The organism is Mycobacterium kiyosense (genome assembly GCA_021654635.1).
Classification (GTDB): Bacteria; Actinomycetota; Actinomycetes; order Mycobacteriales; family Mycobacteriaceae; genus Mycobacterium; species Mycobacterium kiyosense.
In genome coordinates this window covers 2,930,678-2,952,356 of sequence record AP025179.1, presented here as the reverse complement: position 1 = coordinate 2,952,356, position 21,679 = coordinate 2,930,678, and the positions used below count along the sequence as shown (strand labels likewise).

The window sequence follows — 21,679 nt, the reverse complement described above, 5'->3', positions numbered from 1 at the left end:
CTCATGCACTACGAGTGGGAAGCACTGAGCGGCACGGTCCAGCGCTGCCGGCTCCCGTTCTGCGACGTCACCGTCGGTTTGGTGCGAGGGCACACCGGCAGCCTGCTCGTCGACACCGGCAGCACGCTCGACGAGGCCACGATGGTCAATGCCGACATCGGCGAGCTCGGCGGGCAGCCGGTGACCGATGTCGTGCTCACGCACCACCATTTCGATCACGTCCTGGGCTCACCGGTGTTCGCCGACGCCGAAATACACTGCGCGCCAGGCGTTATCCGCTATTTGTCGACGGGCACCGCCCAGTTGCGTGCCGACGCGGTGGACCACGGCGCCGATGTGACGCAAATCGACCGCGCCATCCTGGCATTGCGAGCGCCGCGGTACGGAATCCGGCACAGCGCCGTGGATCTCGGGGATCGCGCGATCAGCATCGCCTACCTCGGGGCGGGTCACACTCGCTCGGATCTGGTGGTGCTGGTGCCCGCCCGCGACGGCGAAAACGCGGTGGTCTTCACCGGCGACCTCGTCGAGGAATCCGGGGACCCGGCACTGGACGCCGATTCCGACCTGGCGGCGTGGCCGGAAACGCTCGACCGGCTGCTGGCCATCGGGGGACCCGACGCCGTCTACGTGCCGGGGCACGGCAGTGTGGTCGACGCGGCGTTCATTCGCCGCCAACAGGATTGGTTGCGGGCTGCCGCTGCGGACCTGTCGCGCTGAGCCGAACTTAGCGGGCCTTCGTACAGGCTGCGACGAGAGGTCTAACCCCAGACCGTTAGCTCCGGTTACTGAATCGTGGCGGCCTGGATCGTGGCGGCGAGGTCGGTCGGTGGCAGGTGGCCTCATCCGGTGATCTAGCTCACTATCCGGGGGCATACACTCACTGGCGTCAGGGGAATCGGGGCTGAGGAGGAGCGAAAAGCCATGGCGATCGCCGAAACGGACAATGCCGTCCAATCACCGTTCGAGCAAGAGGTCGCCGCCACCGAGCGGTACTTTGCGAGCTCGCGATTCGAGGGAATCACGCGCCTGTACACGGCGCGGCAGGTCGTAGAGCAGCGCGGGACCATTCCCGTCGACTACACCGTGGCCCGTGAGGCGGCGGCGGCCTTCTACCCGCGCCTGCGTGAACTCTTCGCCCAGAAGAAGAGCATCACCACCTTTGGCCCCTACTCGCCGGGGCAGGCCGTGAGCATGAAGCGTATGGGCATCGAGGCGATCTACCTGGGCGGTTGGGCCACCTCGGCCAAGGGGTCCGTCACCGAAGATCCCGGGCCCGACCTTGCCAGCTATCCGCTCAGCCAGGTGCCCGACGACGCCGCTGTACTGGTGCGCGCTCTGCTCACCGCGGACCGCAACCAGGAATATCTGCGGCTGCAGATGAACGAGAAGCAGCGCGCCACAGCCACCAAGTACGACTTCCGGCCGTTCATCATCGCCGACGCCGACACCGGTCACGGCGGAGACCCGCACGTGCGCAACCTGATTCGGCGCTTCGTCGAGGTCGGTGTGCCCGGATACCACATCGAGGACCAGCGCCCGGGAACCAAGAAATGTGGCCACCAGGGCGGCAAGGTTCTGGTGCCGTCCGATGAGCAGATCAAGCGGCTCAACGCCGCCCGCTTCCAGCTCGACATCATGAACGTGCCCGGCATCATCGTGGCCCGCACCGATGCCGAAGCGGCGAACCTGATCGACAGCCGCGGCGACGAACGCGACCAGCCGTTCCTGCTCGGCGCCACCAACCTCAACATCCCGTCCTACAAGGCGTGCTTCCTGGCCATGGTCCGGCGCTTCTACGACCTGGGCCTGGAGGACATCAACGGCCACCTGCTCTATGCGCTCAGCGCCGGCGAGTACGCGGCGGCCGACGCGTGGCTGGATCGCAACGGTATTCACGCCCTGATCTCCGAGGCGGTCAACACGTGGAAATCGGCGGGCGCGCAGTCGGTCGACGATCTGTTCGACGAGGTCGAGTCGAAGTTCGTGGCGGCCTGGGAGGAGGACGCCGGGGTGATGACCTACGGCGAGGCCGTGGCCGAAGTGCTGCAGTTCGGCGAGAGCGAAGGTGAGCCGAGCTCCATGAGCCCCGACGAGTGGAGCGAGTTCGCCGCTACGGCATCGCTGTACTCGGCCCGGGCCAAGGCCAAAGAGCTTGGTGCCGACGCCAATTGGGATTGCGAACTGACCAAGACGCCGGAGGGCTACTATCAGATCCGCGGTGGCATCCCCTATGCGATCGCCAAGTCGCTGGCCGCGGCGCCGTTCGCCGATATCCTCTGGATGGAGACCAAGACCGCGGATCTGGCCGACGCCAAGCAGTTCGCCGACGCGATCCACGCCAAGTTCCCCGACCAGATGCTGGCCTACAACCTCTCGCCGTCGTTCAACTGGGACACCACCGGTATGAGCGACGAGCAGATGAAGCAGTTCCCGGCTGAGCTCGGCAAGATGGGCTTCGTCTTCAACTTCATCACCTATGGCGGACACCAGATCGACGGCGTCGCCGCCGAGGAGTTCGCCACCAACCTCAGGCAGGACGGCATGCTGGCGCTGGCCCGGCTGCAGCGCAAAATGCGCCTGGTCGAGTCGCCGTACCGAACCCCGCAGACTCTGGTCGGCGGACCGCGCAGCGACGCGGCGCTGGCCGCTTCGTCGGGCCGTACCGCCACCACCAAGTCGATGGGCAAGGGATCCACGCAGCATCAGCATCTGGTGCAGACCGAGGTGCCCAAGAAGCTGCTCGAGGAGTGGCTGGCGCTGTGGAGCGACCATTACCAGTTGGGCGAGAAGCTCCGTGTCACTTTGGGCCCCCGCCGCGCCGGCAGCGACGTGCTCGAACTCGGCATCTACGGCGAGGGTGAGGAGCAGTTGGCCAACGTGGTCGTCGACCCTATCAAGGATCGACACGGCCGCAGCATTCTGCAAGTCCGCGACCAGAACACCTTCGCCGAGAAGCTGCGGCAGAAGCGGCTGATGACGCTGATCCACCTGTGGTTGGTGCACCGGTTCAAGGCCGACGCGGTGTACTACGTGACGCCGACCGAGGACAACCAGTATCAGACCGAGAAGATGAAGTCGCACGGCATCTTCAGCGAGGTTTACCAAGAGGTCGGCGAGATCATCGTCGCCGAGGTCAACAAGCCCCGCATCGCGGAGCTGCTGAATCCTGACCGCGAAGCACTGCGCAGGTTGATCCTCAAGCAGGACTGACTGCCGAAACCTGCTCCTGTCGAACGCGATTCGCGCCCGTTCTGAGGATGGGCGCGAATTGCGTTGCGGTGGCGGTTATGTCGTGCCCTGGAAGAACAGTCCCGACAGGTTGTTGCCGATGTTGGCCAGGCCCGAGACGAAGTTGGTCACTGCTACGCCCAGGACGCCGGTGTTGGCGAAACCGGAGATGCCGCCGCCCACGTTGTTGAAGCCCGAGATCATCCCGCCGTAGTTCTGTGAACCCGATCCACCGAGCAGGCCCGGCCCGGTGGAATTCCACCAACCTGACAGGCCGGAACCGTTGTTGGCGAATCCGGAGTTTCCGCCGGCGCCGGCGTTGAAGAAGCCCGAGGACGGATTGACACTCGCATTCAGGTAGCCCGGTGCCGGCGGGACGGAGAACGTGGCGATGGTCGCGCTCGGCAGATGGATGCTCGGGACCGTTATCGGTGGTGTGGTGAACGCCGAAAGTCCGAACGGCGGGATGCTCAGAGCCGGCGTGGTGAACGCCGCGGTGGTGATGTCGGGCAGCGTGAACGCTCCCAGGCCGATCGGGTTGATCGTCAACGCCGGCGTGGTGAACGCCGCGGTGGTGATGTCGGGCAGGCTGAAGGAACCCACCCCAATTGGGTTGAGCGTCAACGCCGGCGTGGTGAACGCCGGGGTGGTGATGTTCGGCAGGCTGAAGGAACCCACCCCAATTGGGTTGAGCGTCAACGCCGGCGTGGTGAACGCCGGGGTGGTGATGTCGGGCAGCGTGAACGCTCCCAGGCCGATCGGGTTGAGCGTCAACGCCGGCGTGGAGAACGCCGGGGTGGTGATGTTCGGCAGGCTGAACGAACCCACCCCAATTGGGTTGAGCGTCAACGCCGGCGTGGTGAACGCCGGGGTGGTGATGTCGGGCAGCGTGAACGCTCCCAGGCCGATCGGGTTGAGCGTCAACGCCGGCGTGGAGAACGCCGGGGTGGTGATGTTCGGCAGGCTGAACGAACCCACCCCAATTGGGTTGAGCGACAACGCCGGAGTGGAGAACGCCGGAGTCGTGACTCCCGGCAGCGTGAACGCCTGGACGGAGATGGGGTCGATGGTCAACGCCGGAGTCGAGAACGCCGGCGTCGTGATGTCCGGCAATGTGAAGCTGCTCAGTCCGATCGGGTTGATCGTCAGCGCCGGAGTCGAGAACGGCGGAGTGGTGATGTTCGGCAGGCTGAACGACCCCACGCCGATCGGGTTGAGGCTCAGCGCCGGAGTCGAGAACGCCGGCGTCGTGATGTCCGGCAATGTGAAGCTGCTCAACCCGATTGGGTCGATCGTCAGCGCCGGTGTGGAGAACGCCGGGGTGGTGATGTTCGGCAGGCTGAGCGAACCCACGCCGATCGGGTTGAGTGTCAGCGCAGGCGTATTGAATTGCGGAGTTGATATGGCGGGCAATGCGAAGCCGGCGACGTCGATGGGAGGGACGTAGATGCCGGGGATGTTGAGCGCGGGGAGGGAGAACCCGTCGATGGTGATCGGCGAGATGCTGAACCCGGTGAGGCCCACCGGGCCGACCGAGAACGAGCCGGTTTCGATGAAGGCGCCGGGTTGTCCGTAGAACGATCCGATGGCCGGGTATTGGCCCGACACACCAGTTTGCAGAGCGATGATGTTGTTCGGCAGGAAGAGACGGATCGGAATGCTGATACCGGGAAAGTCGAGTCGGGGCCCGGTGATGTACGGGGTGGAAATCGTCGGGGTGGTGAACGATCCGGTGGTGATACTCGGCACGTAGATGCCCGGGGTTTGTATCGCCGGCAGTTTGAACCCGCCGATCGCCGTCCCCGCTGGGATCGCGATTGGTGGCACCGTAATCGACGGAATGGTCAGGGTGGGCAGGTTGAAGGAGCCCAGCGCGGTGCCGGCCGGAATCGAAATCGACGGCACGCTGATCGGCGGGATGCTCAGCGTGGGCAGGTTGAAGGAGCCCAGCGCGGTGCCGGCCGGAATCGAGATTGACGGGACGTTGATCGGCGGGATGCTCAGCGTGGGCAGGTTGAAGGAGCCCAGCGCGGTGCCGGCCGGAATCGAGATCGACGGCACGCTGATCGGCGGGATGCTCAGCGTCGGCAGGTTGAAGGAACCCAACGCGGTCCCGGCCGGAATCGAAATCGATGGCACGCTGATCGGCGGAATGCCTAGGGCTGGCAGGTCGAACGCGCCGATCAACGTTCCCGACGGAAGCGTGAACGACGGCACGTTGATCGGCGGGATGCTCAGCGTCGGCAGGTTGAAGGAACCCAACGCGGTGCCGGCCGGAATCGAGATCGGTGGCACGTTGATCGGCGGGATGCTCAGCGTGGGCAGGTTGAAGGAACCCAGCGCGGTGCCGGCCGGAATCGAGATTGACGGGACGTTGATTGCCGGGATGCTCAGCGTGGGCAGGTTGAAGGAACCCAGCGCGGTGCCGGCCGGAATCGAGATCGACGGCACGCTGATCGGCGGAATGCTCAGCGTGGGCAGGTTGAACGCACCCAGCGCGGTGCCGGCCGGAATCGAGATCGATGGCACGCTGATCGGCGGGATGCTCAGCGTGGGCAGGTTGAACGAGCCCAGCGCGGTGCCGGCCGGAATCGAGATCGATGGCACGTTGATCGGCGGGATGCTCAACGTGGGCAGGTTGAACGAGCCCAGCACGGTGCCGGCCGGAATCGAAATCGACGGCACGCTGATCGGCGGGATGCTCAACGTCGGCAGGTTGAACGCACCCAGCGCGGTCCCGGCCGGAATCGAAATCGACGGCACGTTGATCGGCGGAATGCTCAGTGCCGGCAGGTTGAATGCGGGAATCGAGATGCCAGGTACGTCCAGCGGTGGCAACGTCAAGTCGGGAGTGGTGATCGCGAATTGCAGGCTGCCCTGTCCCACACCGCGATAGAAGACACCGTTGTTTGCTTGGCCCGTGTTGAAAATGCCGTTGTTCATGTCACCGAGGTTGAACAGCCCGGTGTTGACGTTTCCGGAGTTGAAGAAGCCGGTGTTGGCCGAACCGGTATTGGCCGAACCGGTGTTCGTCGACGCCGGGTTGAAGTTCCCCATGTTGAAGTTGCCGACGTTGAAATTGCCCGTGTTGGCATCTCCGACGTTCAGTGCGCCGGTGTTGAACGAGCCGACGTTGAACACACCGGTGTTGGCTGACCCCGAACTCCACAGGCCGGTGTTGAAACTGCCCGAGTTTCCGATACCGAAATTACCGTTGCCGGAGTTGAAGAACCCGATGTTGCCGTTGCCGGAGTTGAACAATCCGATGTTGCCGGTGCCGGAGTTCAGCCCGCCGACGCCGATCTGGCCGACACCATTCAGTCCGAACCCGATGTTGTTGGTGCCGGTATTCCCGAACCCGATGTTGCCGGCGCCGGTGTTGCCGAAACCGAAGTTCCCATTACCGAGGTTGGCCAGGCCGAAGTTGCCGCCCCCGAGGTTCGCCAGGCCGAAGTTCGACGTGCCGGAGTTGCCCCAGCCCAGGTTCCCCGCGCCCAGATTGCCGCCACCGACGTTGTTGTAGCCGAAGTTGCCGTTGCCGATATTGCCACCACCGATGTTGGCCAATCCGAGGCTGACGGTGAGCAGTCTGTTCGCTGTCACGGCCGGCGTCGCGGCCGCGGCGGGGATGCCCGCGGCAATCTGACCGGGAAGGCTGGAAAGACCTTGCAAGGACTGCGCGACGGGCTTCAGCGCGGAAACGATGGTCGAGGCGCCGACGTGGTAGGCCGCCATCGCCGACACGTCCAGCGCCCACATTTCCTCGTAGAAGAACTCGGCAGACGCAATGGCGGGCGCGTTCTGCCCGAAGATGTTCGACAGCACCAGCGACACGAACGCCTGCCGGTTGGCGGCCACCAGCTCGGGGTGCACCACCGCCGCTCGGACCGCGTCGAACTCGGCGGCCATGGCACCGGCCTGCGCCGCGGATCGCCCCGCCAGTGCCGCCGCACCACTGAGCCATCCTGCGTACGGAGACGCGGCGGCGGCCATCGCGGTCGCGGCCGGTCCCTGCCAGGACTCGTTGACCAGATTGGCCGTCACCGAGGCGAAAGACTCTGCTGCAGTGGCTAATTCGTCAGCAAGGGCGTCCCACGCGGCCGCCGCGGCCAGCATTGGCTCCGATCCCACACCGGCGTAGATCAGCGCCGAGTTGATCTCTGGGGGCAGCACCGAATAGTTCATCGCTTCAGGCCCTCTCTCGAGTGGTGCGCCGGTTCAGCTCTCGGCAACCGAAAGCCCCCGACCCACGGTCGCCATCAAACTGATGACGTTGCGGACAAGTTACGGGGCAGACGGCGGGTAAAAGCATCGTATTTATTAAAACGCGATTTAAATGTTATCAAAACGTTATTCCATGCCTTGCAATTTGCCCATTTACTTTACAAACGCGATTTGGAGCGCAAGTTCCACGCTCCATGTCAAAGCCACGAAGCTTCCCGGGCATGGACTGCTCTGCACACCAACGAAACTCGGCTACCGCAGCGGCAGTGCGCCCCGCGGCGAGAAAAATCCGAAAGTGCGTCGAGCGCGAACCATATCGGGCTCAAATGGCTCGCAAACAATCAGCAGAAAGGTTTATCTGGCTGTCAAATGCTCGAGCTCATTCGTTTCGCGCGCCGTCGACATGTACCAAGGATTCCGGTTGCTGGGACAGTCCGGCTGCCGCGGCTGGGGGACAAGGGCTGTCCGGACCCGACACGCTGTGAACGAATGGCCGACGCGATCCCCCGCGCTGCGGAGTGGTTCACCGGATGAGCCGGCGCACAAGATCGGACGCCGCGCCAGCCGAGCCAAAGTTATTGCGCGCGAATGCGAACCCGCGAAACCCCGGCACGGGTGAAACCCGTTAAGTTTCCGCCGACGGATCAGGGGGTATGCGAACCGCGCCCAACTGCGTCGAGAGTGAAGTTTGGTGAAATTTGATGAGATCTGAAGCCAGGACGGCGTTCGCGGTCTTCGGCGGGGGAGCCATGCTGATCATGGCCGTTGCCTGCGGTCACAGCGACAACAAGTCGCCCAGCAGTAGCACCACCCCGACGACTTCTACGTCGGTGACATCGACGTCGGCGCCCTCGGACAACCCGGGGTCGCCCGGGCCCGGTGGCCCCAGCGGCACCGGCGGTCCGGGCGGCGGTGGCGGCAGCGTCCCGGGTGGCCCGACCGGCGGCGGCGGACCCAACGGTGGCGGCGGCAGCATCCCGGGCGGTCCCACCGGCGGTGGCGGTCCCGGCGGCGGCAGCGGCTCGATACCGGGTGTCGGCGGTGGCGGCGGCGGACCGGGCGGCGGCGGTGGATGCGTCGGCAACCTGTGCGGCGGGTTCCCGTGATCGGCCGCGATCACTGAGACTGCAGTCGAGGACCGGACCCCCATCCGGTCCTCGATTGTTTTCGGCGCGGGGCTAAGGTCGGGCATAGTCCGATCGCAAGGGAGCCCCGATGGCCAAGCTCAGGTTCGGGTATTTCATCGCACCATTCCACCGCGCCGGCACCAATCCGACGCTGGCACTGCAACGTGACCTGGAGTTCGTCGAACATCTCGACGCACTCGGCTACGACGAGGCGTGGATCGGCGAACATCATTCGGCGGGCAGCGAGATCATCAGCTCCCCGGAGGTGTTCATCGGCGCAGCGGCCCAGCGCGCCAAGCGAATTCGGTTCGGCACCGGCGTCATATCGCTGTCGTACCACAACCCGCTCTGGGTCGCGGACCGGCTGATGCTGCTCGACCACCTGACCCACGGTCGCATCATCGGCGGGATGGGGCCCGGCTCACTTCCCACCGACTCGTCCATGATCGGGCTGACGCCGACCGACACCCGTGAGCTGCTGGAGACCAATCTCGACATCGTGGTGCGCCTGCTGGCAGGGGAGACGGTGAGCGCCAAGACCCCCACCCATCAACTCATCGACGCCAAGCTACAACTCGCCCCGTATTCGGATGGCGGGATTCCGTTGGCGGTCGCGGCCGTCGCCTCCCCGACCGGCGCGCGACTGGCGGGTAAACACGGCATCGGGCTGTTGTCCATCGGGGCCACACTGGTGATCGAGGGCTTCGACGCACTGGCCTATCACTGGGGCATCGTCGAGGAGCGCGCCGCCAAATTCGGGACCACCGTCGACCGCAGCAACTGGAGCCTGGTCGGGCCGATGCACATCGCAGAGACCGACGAACAGGCCCGCGCCGAGGTGAAATTCGGCATCGAGCCGTGGTTCCGCTACTTCCAGAAGATTGCGGCGTTCCCGCAGATGACCATGCCCGGCGACCGGCTCGACGAGATGATCGACATGATCAACGAGAACGGTGCCGGAGTCATCGGTACACCCGAGCGCGCCCGCGAGCAGGTGCAGCGGCTGTGGGACCAGTCCGGCGGCTTCGGGTGCATGTTGCAGATGGGCCACGAGTGGGCAAATCCCGCCGCTACCAGGCGCTCGGCGGAACTGTTCGCCGCGGAGGTGATTCCGCACTTCCAAGGGCAGGCCCAGCCGACCTTGGACGCTGCGCGGCGAGCCGGTCAGATGCGCGACGACCTGGCGGTGACCCAACTGGAGGCCATCGAGCACATGACCAAGAAGTACCAGGACGAAGTCGGCTCGAAATAGCGTTGCGCGGCAACGGGATCAGGCTTTGGCGGCCTCGCGTTCGGCCGCCTGCACCAGCTTTCCCGCGAAGAATTTGACCGCACCGCCCATCGCTGCCTTGGCCGCGGGGCCGGTGCCGCGGGCCTTCTCGGTGAACGAGCCGCTCCAGCGGATGTCGGTGCCCCCCGAGGCAGTCGGAGTGAGCACGACCTCGGCACGGTAGTCGTTGACGGGCTGGCGCGGACCGACCAGCTTGTAGGCGTGCCGGCGGTCTTGTTCGTACTCGACCGTCTCCTCCTGGACGAACACGGGGAACATGCCGACTTTGCGGATGGCGCCGACGCCGCCGGGGGCCGGGTCGCCCTGGCGGGCCCAGCTGGACTGCACGACGATCGGCTTGGCCCAGTCCTTCCAGTTGGCGCCGTCGGCCACCAGGCGGAACACGATCTCGGGCGGCGCGCTGGTGGTCTTGTTGACTTCGAAGGAGAACTTCCGTCCCGACATGCCCGACTCCCCACTGTGACGACTACCCGAGTTGTTGCTGCCGGGTACCCTACCGCGCAGCATCGGGACGCCCGGGCGACGGTTCAAAATTTCTGATTCCGGTGCGATGAGCCCTGCGCAGGCTGTAATCATGCACGTTATGGCGCAATCCGTTCTCACCGCCGACGACGGCCTTCCCTCCGGCGTTCAGGGGGCATGCGATCCGCACTTCCTGAATGTGATTCGCGCGTTCGCCGGGCTGTACCCGGGACGCAAATTCGGCGGCGGGGCGCTGTCGGTGTACGTCGAGGGCCGCCAGGTGGTCGACGTGTGGACGGGGTATTCGGACCGCAAGGGCGAGGTGCCCTGGACCGCCGACACCGGCGCCATGGTGTTCTCGGCCACAAAAGGCTTGGCAGCCACCATCATTCACCTTCTCGTCGACCGGGGCCTGCTGTCCTACGACGCGCCCGTCGCCGACTATTGGCCGGAGTTCGGCGGCAACGGCAAGGCCGAGATCACCGTGAGCGACGTGTTGCGGCACCGCGCCGGCCTGTCCCACCTCAAGGGCGTCGATAAGGACACCATCATGGATCACCTGCTGATGGAGGAACGCCTCGCGGCAGCCCCGGTGGATCGCGGCCACGGCAAGATGGCCTACCACGCGATCACCTACGGGTGGCTGCTGTCCGGCCTGGCCCGCGCGGTGACCGGTAAGGGGATGCGCGAACTGTTCCGCGAGGAACTGGCCCGGCCGCTGAACACCGACGGCCTGCATCTGGGCCGGCCACCGGCCGGTTGCCCGACGACGGCGGCGCAAACCTTACTGCCGCAGGCCAAGATCCCGACACCGCTGCTGGACTTCATCGCCCCGAAAGTGGCGGGGCTGTCGTTCTCCGGGTTGCTCGGCTCGATCTACTTCCCCGGCATCATGTCGATGCTGCAGGACGACATGCCGTTCCTGGACGGTGAGCTGCCGGCTGTCAACGGTGTGGTGACCGCCCGCGCCCTGGCCAAGACCTACGCGGTGCTGGCCAACGACGGCGTCATCGACGACACTCGGTTGCTGTCCTCGGAGGCGGTGGCCGGGATGAAGGGAAAGTCCGAGTTCTGGCCGGACCTGAACCTGGGTCTGCCTTTCACCTATCACCAGGGTTATCAATCTTCGCCTGTCCCAGGCTTTTTGGAAGGTTACGGTCACATTGGGCTGGGCGGCACGGTCGGGTGGGCGGACCCGGAGACCGGCAGTGCGTTCGGTTACGTGCACAACCGCCTGCTGACGCTGCTGCTGTTCGACGTCGGATCGTTCGCCGGCCTGGCTCCGTTGCTGCGCAGCGCTGTCTCCGCTGCGCGCAAGGATGGCCCGGTGCAGGTGCCGCACTTCGGTGCGGCCTATCACGACACCGGCGAGCACGAGCCCGCCGCCGGCGAATAGGCGCACCGCTGGTGGGCGCACACGCGGAACCGCGCCGCGATAACGCACGCAATTCCCGGCGGGAAAGCGCAGCCCGGTTTCACTCGCGACGCCGGCGCCGGCCACTTCAGCGGTGGCCGGGACCACACCGCCGCCTGCACGGTCCGGCGGGTACCGGTTTATAGACTGCGCGTATGGATGGCGGCGCCGGTTCGAAACCCGCGGTGCGCGACGGCCTGCTGCAGATCGAGGATTGCCTGGACGCCGGCGGCAACATCGTCTTGCCGCCGGACACCACGCTGATCTCGCTGATCGACCGCAACATCAGATACGTCGGCGACACCGTCGCCTACCGATTTCTGCACCACAGCGGGGCCGGGGAGGGGCGCGTCGAGGAGGTGACGTGGGCCCGGTTCGGCGTCCGGTTGCGCGCCATCGCCGCACATGTGCAGCAGTTCGCCGGGCCGGGGGACCGGGTGGCGATCCTGGCGCCGCAGAGCATCGACTGGGTGGCCGGCTACTACGCCGCGATCAAGGCCGGCAGCATCGCGGTGCCGTTGTTCGCCCCGGAACTGCCCGGCCACGCCGAGCGCCTCGAAACGGCGCTGCGCGATTCGCAACCGGCCGTCGTCCTCACCACCTCGGCCGCCAAAGTTGCCATCGAGGGCTTTCTGAGCACGCTTGCGCAGTTGCACCGTCCGCACGTCTTGGTCATCGACGAAATTCCCGACGCCGCGGCCGATTTGTTCGTCCCCGCCCAGCTCGACATGGACGCGGTGTCGTACCTGCAGTACACCTCGGGTGCGACACGGCCCCCGATCGGGGTGGAGATCACTCACCGGGCGGTCGCCACCAACCTGGTCCAGATGATCCTGTCGATCGACCTGCTCAACCGCAACACCCACGGCGTGAGCTGGTTGCCGCTGTATCACGACATGGGGCTGTCGATGATCGGCTTCCCGACCGTATACGGCGGGTACACCACGCTGATGTCGCCGACGGCGTTCGTGCGCCGGCCGCTGCGCTGGATCCAAGCACTGTCGGAGAGTTCGCGAATCGGCCAAGTGGTTACCGCCGCACCGAATTTCGCCTACGAGTGGGCGGCACAGCGCGGCCTCCCCGCACCCGGCGACGAGATCGATCTCGGCAACGTCATCCTGATCATCGGTTCCGAACCGGTCAGCGTCGCGGCGGTGACCTCGTTCAACAAAGCGTTCGGGCCGTTCGGATTGCCGCGCACCGCGTTCAAGCCGTCCTACGGCATCGCCGAGGCGACGTTGATGATCGCCACCATCGACCACGCCGCCGAGACTTCGGTCGTCTATTTCGACCGCGACCGACTGGGCGCGGGATTCGCGGTGCCGGTCGGCGCTGATCACCCGGCCGCCGTGGCGCAGGTGTCGTGCGGTCAGGTGGCCCGCAGCCTGTGGGCCGTCGTGGTGGACCCCGGCACCGGCGCCGAACTGCCGGACGGCCGGGTCGGCGAAGTGTGGTTACAGGGCAACAACGTTGGGCGCGGCTACTGGGGGCGCCCCGAGGAGACGCGGCTGACGTTCGGCGCCAAACTGGGGCAAACGCTCGGTGTCGGCAGTCACGCCGCCGGCGCCGACGTCGACGGCGACTGGCTGCGTACCGGCGATCTGGCCGTCTACCTCGACGGCGAATTGTATGTCACCGGCCGGATCGCCGACCTGGTCACCATCGACGGTCGAAACCACTACCCGCAAGACATCGAAGCCACCGTCGCCGAGGCCTCGCCGATGGTGCGCCGCGGATACGTCACCGCTTTCGCGGCTCCGGACGGCCTGGTGGTCATCGCCGAGCGCGCCACGGGCACCAGTCGCGCAGATCCGGAGCCGGCCAAAGCTGCCATCCGAGCCGCAGTGCTTGCCAGACATAAGGTTTCGGTCGCCGACGTGCGGTTCCTGCCGGCCGGCGCCATTCCGCGCACCACCAGTGGCAAGCTCGCTCGGGTCGCCTGCCGCGCCGCGTACCTCGACGGGACACTGGGTGTGCACTGATGACCGGGGACCCGTCTGCCACAGATCCCGGCGATGCTGCGGAGCTGTCGGGTTATCCCGTCACGGCGCCGATGCTGCCGCGGCCGGTCACCTTCGACCAACACTGGACCGACCTCACTTTCACGCACTGGCCGGTACGGCCGGAGAGCGTCGCGCACCTGTATCCGCCGGGCACCCGGCCCGACGTCTTCGCCGACGGCAACACCTACGTCGGCTTGATCCCATTCGCCATGACCTACACCAAACTAAATGCGGCACTGCCACTTCCGTATTTCGGTCGGTTCCTGGAGACGAACGTGCGCCTGTATTCGGTCGACGACGCCGGGCGCCACGGCGTGCTGTTCCGGTCTCTGGAAACCGCCCGGCTGGCGGTGGTGCCCGTCACCAGGATCGGCCTGGGCGTCCCGTACACCTGGGCCAAAATGCGAATGTCCAAGTCCGGCAAGCAGATCACTTACCACAGTGTGCGCCGCTGGCCCCGGCGCGGACTCCGCACGCTGATGACGGTCACCGTCGGCGACATCGTCACGGCCACCCCGCTGGAGGTGTGGCTGACCGCCCGCTGGGGTGCGCACACCCGTAAGGCGGGCCGGACCTGGTGGGTTCCCAACGAACACGTGCAGTGGCCGCTGCAGGCGGCCGAGATCACCGAACTGCACGATGAACTCGTCGACGCGGCCGGGGTGCAACCCTGCGGCGAGCGGCTACGGGCGCTGTATTCGCCGGGCGTGCAAACGAATTTCGGGCGTCCCTGTCTGGTTCACGGCAGGCAGTAGCCCCCGTCGATCACCAGGTCGGAGCCGGTCATGTAGCTCGACGCCGCGCTGGCCAGGTACAGGTACAGGCCGGTGAGTTCTTCGGGCCGGCCGATGCGCCCCAGCGGGATCCTGGGCTCCCAGAGGCGGTGGTACTCGGCGAGCGGTTCGACGAGTTCGGTCATGATGTAGCCCGGGCTGATGCTGTTGACCCGGATGTGGTGCGGCGCGAACTCGACAGCCATGGCCTTGGTCAGGTGAATCACCGCCGCCTTGGACGTGCAGTAGTGGCCCACCTGCTGCGGGACGTTGATAATGTGGCCGGACATCGACGCGGTGGTGATGATGGATCCGCCCCGGCCCTGCCCGACCATTGCCCTGGCCGCCGCCTGCGCGGTGAGGAAGACGCCGGTGACATTGGTGCTCTGGATACGCTCGAACTCCTCCGGCGACATCTCCAGCAGCGGGGCGACCGAAACGATGCCGGCGTTGCAGACCGCGATGTCGATGCCGCCCAATTGATCGGTCACCTGCTCGACCATGGCGTTCACCTGGCCGGGCTCGGTGACGTCGCAGGCGATCGGCACCGCCCTGCCGCCGGCCGCGGCGATCTGTTCGGCCAGCGCCTGCAGCGCGTCCAAATTCCTTGCCGCAATCGCTAATTCGGCCCCCGCTTCGGCGTAGGCCAGGGCGACTTGCGTGCCGATGCCGCTGGACGCCCCGGTCACCAGGGCCTTCTTGCCGCGCAGGTCGAACAGTTCCAGGACACTCATAGGCTCTAGTGTGTCCGGTATGGGCAAGTTCTCCAAAGCTGAGATCGACGAAGCCGTCAAGCACTACACCACCGTCGTCGAGGAATGCTCCGCCTCGGGCGACTGGCGGCCCTTCGCTGACCTGTTCACCGAAGACGTTGTCTACACCGAACACCACTACGGGATCTTCCACGGCCGTGAGGCGGTACGGGAGTGGATCGTCGACGTCATGGCGCCCTTCCCGCACATGCGTTTTCCCTCGGACTGGACCGCCTACGACGAGGAGAACGACGCCGTCGTCATCATGATCAGGAACCAGCTGGACCATCCGACCGACCCGGACAAAGACCCGTTCTGGTTCCCGAACTGGACTCGGCTCGTCTACGCCGGCGACGGCCTGTTCTGCGCCGAGGAAGACATCTACAACCCCAACCGGGACGCGCCCCGGGTAGTAGGTGAGTGGCTGCGCGCCGGCGGCAAGCTCGCCACCGACACCATCACGCAGCCCGGCCACTAGCTCGACACGCCGCCACCTCAACGCATTTCGTGCGGTCGGCGCCGAAACTACACGAATTGCCGCCTGCGCCGTCCCGATCGTGCGGCGGCCAAGGCCCGCCCCCAGGCCAGCAACGTGGCGGATTTGACGGCGGCCGGCGTAACGCTGTCCCTCGACAGCAACGCGGTGGCGGCAGCCTTCGTGGCCGCCGAGGCCTTGGACAGGTGCCCGGCGTCGAACGGCGGTTGCGGGTCGTACTCGATGGCCAACTGAATCGCTTTGGCACGGCCCTCGCCCGCGATCTGACCGGCCAGCCACAGCGCCAGGTCGAGACCGGCAGACACACCGGCGCTGGTAATCACGTTGCCCTCGCGCACAATTCGCTCGTCGCCGACGGGAGTGGCGCCGAACATCTTCAGCGCCTGCAGACAGATCCAGTGCGACGTGGCGCGTTTGTCCTGCAGCAGGCCGGCTGCGGCCAGGATCACCGAACCCGAGCACACCGATGCCGTCCAACTGGCCGTCCGATGGGCCTGACGCAGCCAGTCGAGCAGCTTGTCGTCGCGGGCGTGGACCGGTGTGCCCGGGCCACCCGGCACCAGGATCACGTCGGGCGAGGGTGTTTCAGCCAGCGAATGCGTCGCGCCGAGCACCAGCACCCCGGAGTCCGCGGTGATCGGCCCGGACTCGTGCCAGACGAACCGCACGTCGGCGTCCGGCAGCTGCCGCAGTACTTCGTACGGGCCGATCATGTCCAGGGCGGTGAAACCCGGGTAGGTCACAAACGCGATTTGCGTCATCACGATCCTCTCTCTAGGCGAATGCCTTGCGGTACTGGTCCGGGGGGACGCCGACCCGGCGAATGAAGTTGCGCCGCATGGTTTCCGCGGTGCCGAAGCCGCAGCGCGACGCGATGGCGACGACGGTGTCGTCGGTCTCTTCCAGCTGCCGGCGCGCGGCCTCGGTGCGGATCCGATCCACGTACTGGCCGGGCGCCTCGCCGACCTCCTCGGTGAACACCCGGGTGAAATGGCGCGGGCTCATGGCCGCGCGCCGGGCCAGGTCGTCGATGCGGTGTGCGCCGCCGGGCTCGGACTCGATGGCGTCCTGGACGTCGCGGATCGGGGTTCGCTTGGCGCGCGGCATCCACACCGGCGCGGCGAACTGGGTTTGACCGCCGGGCCGGCGCAGATACAGCACCAGCCAGCGGGCTACCGTCTGCGCCACTTCGGTGCCATGGTCGTCCTCGACCAGCGCCAGTGCCAGGTCGATCCCGGACGTGACACCGGCGGCCGTCCATACCTGGTCGCTACTGCGGATGAAGATCGGGTCCGGATCGACCTCGATGGCGGGGAACTCGGTGGCCAACCGGTCGGCGAAGGCCCAGTGGGTGGTGGCGCGACAGCCGTCCAGCAACCCCGCCTCGGCGGCCAGAAAGGCGCCGGTGCAGACGCTGACCACGCGGCGCGCGGAGCGTGCGCACGTCCTGATCCAGTCCAGGAATACCGTGTCGGATCGCGCCTCGTTCACCCCGATGCCGCCCGGCAGGACGACGGTGTCGACCCGTTGGCTCGGATCGGGCAACGGGGCGGCGACGAAACCCAGACCACCCGGTGTGGTGATGGCTTGCGCACCGCGAGAGGCCACCAGCACCTCGTAGCCGCCCTCGGTCATCAGCGACGCCCCGGTGAAGACCTCGTAGGGGCCCACCACGTCGAGCCCCTGCACGCCGGGGAAGCCTGCAATCACCACTTTTCGCGCCATGGGGACAGTCTCGGCGCCACACTGGTCCGTCGTCTACGCCCGGTATCCCACAAATCAGGACAACCCGGCCGGAAGCGGTTTTGCCGGACCTGGCCGACGAGCCGGAAACCGACGTTGGCAGACTGGGGGCATGGCACAGATAACGTTGCGTGGAAATGCGATCAACACAGTCGGCGAGCTTCCCGCGGTCGGGTCTCCGGCCCCCGCTTTCACCCTGACGGGCGGTGATCTGAGCCCCGTGACCAACGACCAGTTCAATGGTAAGCCGGTGTTGCTGAACATCTTTCCGTCCATCGACACCCCCGTGTGCGCGTCCAGCGTGCGCAAGTTCAACGAGCGCGCCGGCGCCGGCGGCGCATCGGTAGTCTGCGTGTCCAAGGATCTGCCGTTCGCCCAGAAGCGGTTCTGCGGCGCCGAGGGCGTCGAGAACGTGTCGGTGGCATCGGCGTTCCGGGACAGTTTCGGCGAGGACTATGGCGTCACCATCACCGACGGCCCGATGGCCGGGTTGCTGGCCCGCGCTGTCGTCGTGATCGGCGCGGACGGCAGGGTCGCCTACACCGAGCTGGTGCCCGAGATCGCCCAGGAGCCGGATTACGACGCGGCGCTGGCCGCGTTGGGCGGATAGACACGGCGCCTTAGCGCCCCGGGGGACTCTTCGCGCAATTACGCCCGGGAAGTTCGGCCCAGCCAATCGGAGGTCGACGCCAATACCGCCCGGCATCCAGCCCACATCCCGGTGATGATGTCGGATGCCGTCGGCAAGTCGTAGATACGACCGGCCACCTGGCCGGTGTTGGCGACGCTGGCATCCATGTCACCGTCGAAGTAGAGCCGCTGCACGCGCTGCAGCGCGGCACCGCCTTCCTCGAAAGACGCTGAGGCATCGAGCTTTTCAGCGGCGGGCGTGCGAATCACCCGCATCATGCGACGGCTGTCCAGGGGCAGCAGCACGGTGCCCGTCTCGTCGGCCGCCACCACAGCCTCCTTCAGGTTGGCGTGCACCGGCGAATCCGCCGAGGCGAGCAGTCGGGTGCCCATCTGCACACCTTCGGCTCCAAGCACCAGGGCCGCCGCCATGGACCGGGCATCGCAGATCCCGCCCGCCGCCACGATCGGCACGTCGACGTGGGCTGCGATTAACGGCAGCAACACCATGGTCGAGGCGCCGAACCGGCTCTTGAATCCGCCGCCCTCGACACCCTCGACCACCAGGCCGTCCACGCCGGCGTCGACGGCTTTCTTGGCCGCGGCCAGGGTGCCGACCACGTGAAAGACGGTGATGCCCGCGTCGTGCAATCGCTCGGTGAACAGCGCCGGATCGCCGGCCGACGTGGTCACGAAGCGAATATCGTTGTCCACCAACAGGTCTACTACCGCAGGGTCGCGGTTGAACAGCAGCGCGATGTTAGCCCCCACCGGCCGGCCGGTGAGGTCGCGCACCCGGCGCAGGTCGGCCCGACCCTGCTCCGAGGTGGTCTCGATAATGCCCAGTGCGCCGGCGTTGGACACCGCAGCGGCCAATTGAGCTCCGGCGATGTAGGTCATCGGCGCCCCGATGATCGGGATGTCGACTCGCGCGAGCGCGCAGACCCGGTTCGCTGCGGGGTTCCAGGTGTGCTCAGTCATCGTGCCGCCTTTCGGGTTTCGCGCAGCGCGGGTCGATGACGTCGCGGAACCGTTCCGCGCGGTGCACCGATGCGCCGAGGCTACCGACCCGGTCGGCCAGCGCCTTGTCCGATGTCACGACACGGATTTCGCCGGGTTCGACATCCCCCAGGATCAGGTCTTGCACCAGCCGGACAATCTCGTCGTCGGCCGAGTTGGCGGCCGCCTGGGGTGCATGTGCCACCTCGATCACCGACGAGTGGAGGGGCGGCTCCGGCGGCCGCTCGAACACCACCGTCACCCGGTCGGTTTCCGGGGCCCACCGCTGCAGGCTTTCCACGAGTGCCGCCATGGCGCGCCGGCGATCCTTCCACCAGCCGTCGGGACGACTGCCGATCACGTTCATTCCATCGACGATCCAGCGCACACCCTCACGGTACGACCTGCCCGAAACCCCGGCTTTCGGAGACGGTTCAGAGCCACCGGCGCCGACGCGACGTCCTCTCGGCCTCAGCGCGGGCCTTCTCCTCGAGGGTGCCCAGCGCGTTGATGACCTCCAGTTGGGACAGGATCATCAACCCGTTGAGCTGCTTGAGCCGTTCCGGGTTGTTCTCCAGCGACTCCTGGTCGTCGATGTAGACGAGCAGAAAGTTGCGCAACGCCTGACTGCCGGCCATCCGTTCGGGGACCTTCATGTTCCGCAGCACGGTGGCCAGGTCAGGTTCGTCGGTCACAGCTCGTCGCCGCCGTCTTGCCGGTTGTCCTCTTCGTCGTCGGCGGGCGTGGTCGCCGACGCCAGTCCCGGCTTGGTGGTACCGCCGGCCGGCGTGCCGGCGCCCATACCGCTTCCCAGCGGCGCACTACTCATCGCCGTGGACCCGGCACCGGCGACGGCCGACACCGTCGACGCCGACGGAGCCTCCACCAAACCGCCCAGCACCGGACTGGCGGCCGCGGCGCCGAGCTGGCCCGGTGTCGTTGCGGCGCTAGCCAATCCGGCGCCGCCACCCAACGCACTCGCCGCTGAGAGCCGCGACATCGGAGTGGAGCTGAACGCCAAGGCGCCCGCGGCGGTGTCGTCGGATTCCCCGTACATCCGGGCGATGTCGGTCAACGCGCTGCCGGTTCGCATCAGTTCTTCTTGCGCGGCCGAGGGTTGTGTCCCTCCAGCGGTGTAAAGGAGTTCGGACGTAGGTTCCCTCGAATAACAAGTCTGAAGGAAGGAGACTAGTCCCCGTGTCGGCGGATATCGCCTGCGCAGCGGTTGCAGGCAGAAATTGATGAGGTGTTCGCCGGCGGCGAGGACCTGGCGGGTGCGATCGAGCAGGTCGCGGTGCTCGGCGCCCGGTTGCTGTTGCAGGCCGCGATCGAGGCCGAGGTGACCGCGTTTTTGGGCCGGGACCGCTATGAGCGGGCCGCAGGCAGTGCGGGCGCCCGCGCCGGGATGCGCAACGGGTACTGCCCGACCACGGTGAAAACCACCGCCGGCCCGGTGACGCTGGAGCGGCCGAAGGTGCGCGGCACCGCCGAGCGCTTCGCCTCCCAGTTGTTCGGTAAGGGGGTGACCAAGACCAACGCGCTGGAGTCGCTGGTGATCGCCGGGTTCGTGCGCGGACTGTCGACACGCGATGTGCAGGCCACCTTGACCGAGGCGCTCGGCGAGACCGCCGCGGTGTCGAAATCGACGGTGTCGCGCATCTGCGAAGACATCCGCGACCAGTTCGAGGCCTGGAGCGCTCGCCGGCTCGACGACATCGAGCTGGATTACCTGTTCCTCGACGGCAGCCACTTCAAATACCACGCCAACGCGTCGGCCGACCCGGTGCTGGCCGCGTGGGGTATCGACACCGACGGCAACCCGGTGTTCGTCGGGCTGGAGGCCGCTTCAAGCGAGTCCGGTGACGCGTGGGAGGGGTTTTTGACCGGGCTCGGTGAGCGTGGGTTGGCGTGTCCGCTGCTGGTGGTCAGCGACGGTGCGGCCGGGTTGATCGGCGCGGTCGAGCGCACCATGGCCGCGGCGCTGCGGCAGCGGTGTCTGGTGCATCGCGCCAAAGCGTGTTGGTAAGGTGCTTAAGAACGCGCCCAAGCGGAGGTCAGGCCGACGGTCGATCTTCGAGGTGCCCGACACGATCGAGCCCGGCCCCGACGCGGTCGGGTATGTGCAGAAGCGGCTCGACGTGTTCGAAAGGCGTTGGCGCGACTCCTATCCGGCAGCGGTGCGGTGTCTGCTCAGCGACCGTGACTCGCTGACGGCCTACCTGCGGTTCCCGCGTGAGCACTGGACCCGGGTTCGGCACTCCAATTTCATCGAGCGGACGTTCGGTGAGACCCGCCGCCGGGTCAAGGTCATCGGTCGGCTGCCCGGCGAGGTTTCCTGTCTGAAGCTGGTGTGGGCGGTGCTCGATCGCGCCTCGGCCGGGTGGCGAGGGTTCACCATGACACCGGCCGGGCTGCGGCTGCTGGCCAACCTGCGCAGGTCGCTGCATGACCCACTTTCCGAACTCCCGCAACGGAATTCGGGAGTTCACGCCGAAACCGGCGTGGCGCCAACCGATTCAGCTGCCACCGCATAG

18 protein-coding genes and 1 pseudogene are annotated in these 21,679 nt (G+C 66.6%); 10 read left to right on the top strand and 9 right to left on the bottom strand.

Annotated features, from left to right (window positions below; genetic code table 11):
- Positions 1 to 3: 3 nt before the first annotated feature.
- The gene (locus L6444_RS13970) at positions 4 to 720 is read left to right on the top strand and encodes an MBL fold metallo-hydrolase (protein WP_236983466.1); all 717 of its coding nucleotides are present in this window, start codon (positions 4 to 6) and stop codon (positions 718 to 720) included.
- A 204-nt stretch (positions 721 to 924) separates the two neighbouring features.
- Complete coding sequence (gene aceA, locus L6444_RS13965; RefSeq protein ID WP_236983464.1) at positions 925 to 3,213, top strand: isocitrate lyase ICL2; 2,289 nt, start codon at positions 925 to 927, stop codon at positions 3,211 to 3,213.
- Positions 3,214 to 3,288: 75 nt separating this feature from the next.
- On the opposite strand, the gene L6444_RS13960 is transcribed toward aceA, so the two are convergent.
- Positions 3,289 to 7,416, bottom strand: a complete 4,128-nt coding sequence (locus tag L6444_RS13960) for a PPE family protein (protein ID WP_236983462.1) — start codon at positions 7,414 to 7,416, stop codon at positions 3,289 to 3,291.
- A 740-nt stretch (positions 7,417 to 8,156) separates the two neighbouring features.
- Here L6444_RS13960 and L6444_RS13955 point away from each other — a divergent pair.
- Positions 8,157 to 8,561, top strand: coding sequence for a hypothetical protein (locus L6444_RS13955; protein ID WP_236983454.1), 405 nt, complete (start codon positions 8,157 to 8,159; stop codon positions 8,559 to 8,561).
- Between the two features lie 109 nt (positions 8,562 to 8,670).
- Positions 8,671 to 9,834 carry an LLM class flavin-dependent oxidoreductase gene (locus L6444_RS13950; RefSeq protein ID WP_236983452.1) on the top strand — a complete coding sequence of 388 codons (1,164 nt, stop codon included), beginning with the start codon at positions 8,671 to 8,673 and terminating at the stop codon, positions 9,832 to 9,834.
- Between the two features lie 18 nt (positions 9,835 to 9,852).
- On the opposite strand, the gene L6444_RS13945 is transcribed toward L6444_RS13950, so the two are convergent.
- Complete coding sequence (locus tag L6444_RS13945; RefSeq protein WP_236983450.1) at positions 9,853 to 10,317, bottom strand: SRPBCC family protein; 465 nt, start codon at positions 10,315 to 10,317, stop codon at positions 9,853 to 9,855.
- Between the two features lie 139 nt (positions 10,318 to 10,456).
- On the opposite strand from L6444_RS13945, the gene lipD reads away from it, so the two are divergent.
- The 3 genes from lipD to L6444_RS13930 all read left to right on the top strand — a co-directional run bounded on the left by lipD (position 10,457) and on the right by L6444_RS13930 (position 14,507).
- Positions 10,457 to 11,731, top strand: a complete 1,275-nt coding sequence (gene lipD / locus L6444_RS13940; protein WP_236983449.1) for a lipase LipD — start codon at positions 10,457 to 10,459, stop codon at positions 11,729 to 11,731.
- A 173-nt stretch (positions 11,732 to 11,904) separates the two neighbouring features.
- Positions 11,905 to 13,731 (top strand): fatty acyl-AMP ligase, encoded by a 1,827-nt coding sequence (locus tag L6444_RS13935; protein WP_236983447.1) that lies wholly within the window; start codon positions 11,905 to 11,907, stop codon positions 13,729 to 13,731.
- Entirely contained in the window at positions 13,731 to 14,507 is a 777-nt protein-coding gene (locus tag L6444_RS13930; RefSeq protein ID WP_236983445.1) for a YqjF family protein, read from the top strand. The genes L6444_RS13935 and L6444_RS13930 overlap by 1 nt, the downstream gene beginning before the upstream one ends.
- Here the strand turns inward: L6444_RS13930 and L6444_RS13925 are convergent.
- Positions 14,492 to 15,259 (bottom strand): SDR family oxidoreductase, encoded by a 768-nt coding sequence (locus tag L6444_RS13925; protein ID WP_236983443.1) that lies wholly within the window; start codon positions 15,257 to 15,259, stop codon positions 14,492 to 14,494. The genes L6444_RS13930 and L6444_RS13925 overlap by 16 nt on opposite strands.
- A gap of 19 nt (positions 15,260 to 15,278) precedes the next feature.
- Between L6444_RS13925 and L6444_RS13920 the strand changes: the two genes are divergently transcribed.
- On the top strand, positions 15,279 to 15,755 hold the full coding sequence (locus tag L6444_RS13920; protein ID WP_236983441.1) for a nuclear transport factor 2 family protein: 477 nt from the start codon (positions 15,279 to 15,281) through the stop codon (positions 15,753 to 15,755).
- A gap of 47 nt (positions 15,756 to 15,802) precedes the next feature.
- Here the strand turns inward: L6444_RS13920 and L6444_RS13915 are convergent, their stop codons facing one another.
- Together L6444_RS13915 and L6444_RS13910 are read right to left on the bottom strand one after the other, a co-directional pair.
- The gene (locus tag L6444_RS13915; RefSeq protein ID WP_236983439.1) at positions 15,803 to 16,534 is read right to left on the bottom strand and encodes a DJ-1/PfpI family protein; all 732 of its coding nucleotides are present in this window, start codon (positions 16,532 to 16,534) and stop codon (positions 15,803 to 15,805) included.
- 13 nt (positions 16,535 to 16,547) lie between these two features.
- Positions 16,548 to 17,498, bottom strand: coding sequence for a GlxA family transcriptional regulator (locus L6444_RS13910; protein ID WP_236983437.1), 951 nt, complete (start codon positions 17,496 to 17,498; stop codon positions 16,548 to 16,550).
- Between the two features lie 130 nt (positions 17,499 to 17,628).
- Here L6444_RS13910 and tpx point away from each other — a divergent pair, with 130 nt between their 5' ends.
- Entirely contained in the window at positions 17,629 to 18,126 is a 498-nt protein-coding gene (tpx, locus tag L6444_RS13905; RefSeq protein WP_236983435.1) for a thiol peroxidase, read from the top strand.
- 38 nt (positions 18,127 to 18,164) lie between these two features.
- Here tpx and L6444_RS13900 read toward each other — a convergent pair whose 3' ends face one another.
- Genes L6444_RS13900 through L6444_RS13885 form a run of 4 tightly spaced genes read right to left on the bottom strand, consistent with a single transcriptional unit; the run spans position 18,165 to position 20,238 of the window.
- Positions 18,165 to 19,127: an NAD(P)H-dependent flavin oxidoreductase gene (locus L6444_RS13900; protein ID WP_255731218.1), complete on the bottom strand. Its 963-nt coding sequence runs from the start codon at positions 19,125 to 19,127 to the stop codon at positions 18,165 to 18,167.
- Positions 19,120 to 19,533 (bottom strand): NYN domain-containing protein, encoded by a 414-nt coding sequence (locus tag L6444_RS13895; RefSeq protein WP_236983433.1) that lies wholly within the window; start codon positions 19,531 to 19,533, stop codon positions 19,120 to 19,122. Before L6444_RS13895 ends, L6444_RS13900 begins: the two co-directional genes overlap by 8 nt.
- A gap of 46 nt (positions 19,534 to 19,579) precedes the next feature.
- Positions 19,580 to 19,840, bottom strand: a complete 261-nt coding sequence (locus L6444_RS13890; RefSeq protein WP_236983431.1) for a hypothetical protein — start codon at positions 19,838 to 19,840, stop codon at positions 19,580 to 19,582.
- Positions 19,837 to 20,238, bottom strand: a complete 402-nt coding sequence (locus L6444_RS13885) for a hypothetical protein (RefSeq protein ID WP_236983429.1) — start codon at positions 20,236 to 20,238, stop codon at positions 19,837 to 19,839. The genes L6444_RS13890 and L6444_RS13885 overlap by 4 nt, the downstream gene beginning before the upstream one ends.
- Positions 20,239 to 20,352: 114 nt before the next feature.
- Between L6444_RS13885 and L6444_RS31125 the strand changes: the two are divergent.
- A pseudogene (locus L6444_RS31125) lies at positions 20,353 to 21,679 on the top strand (IS256 family transposase).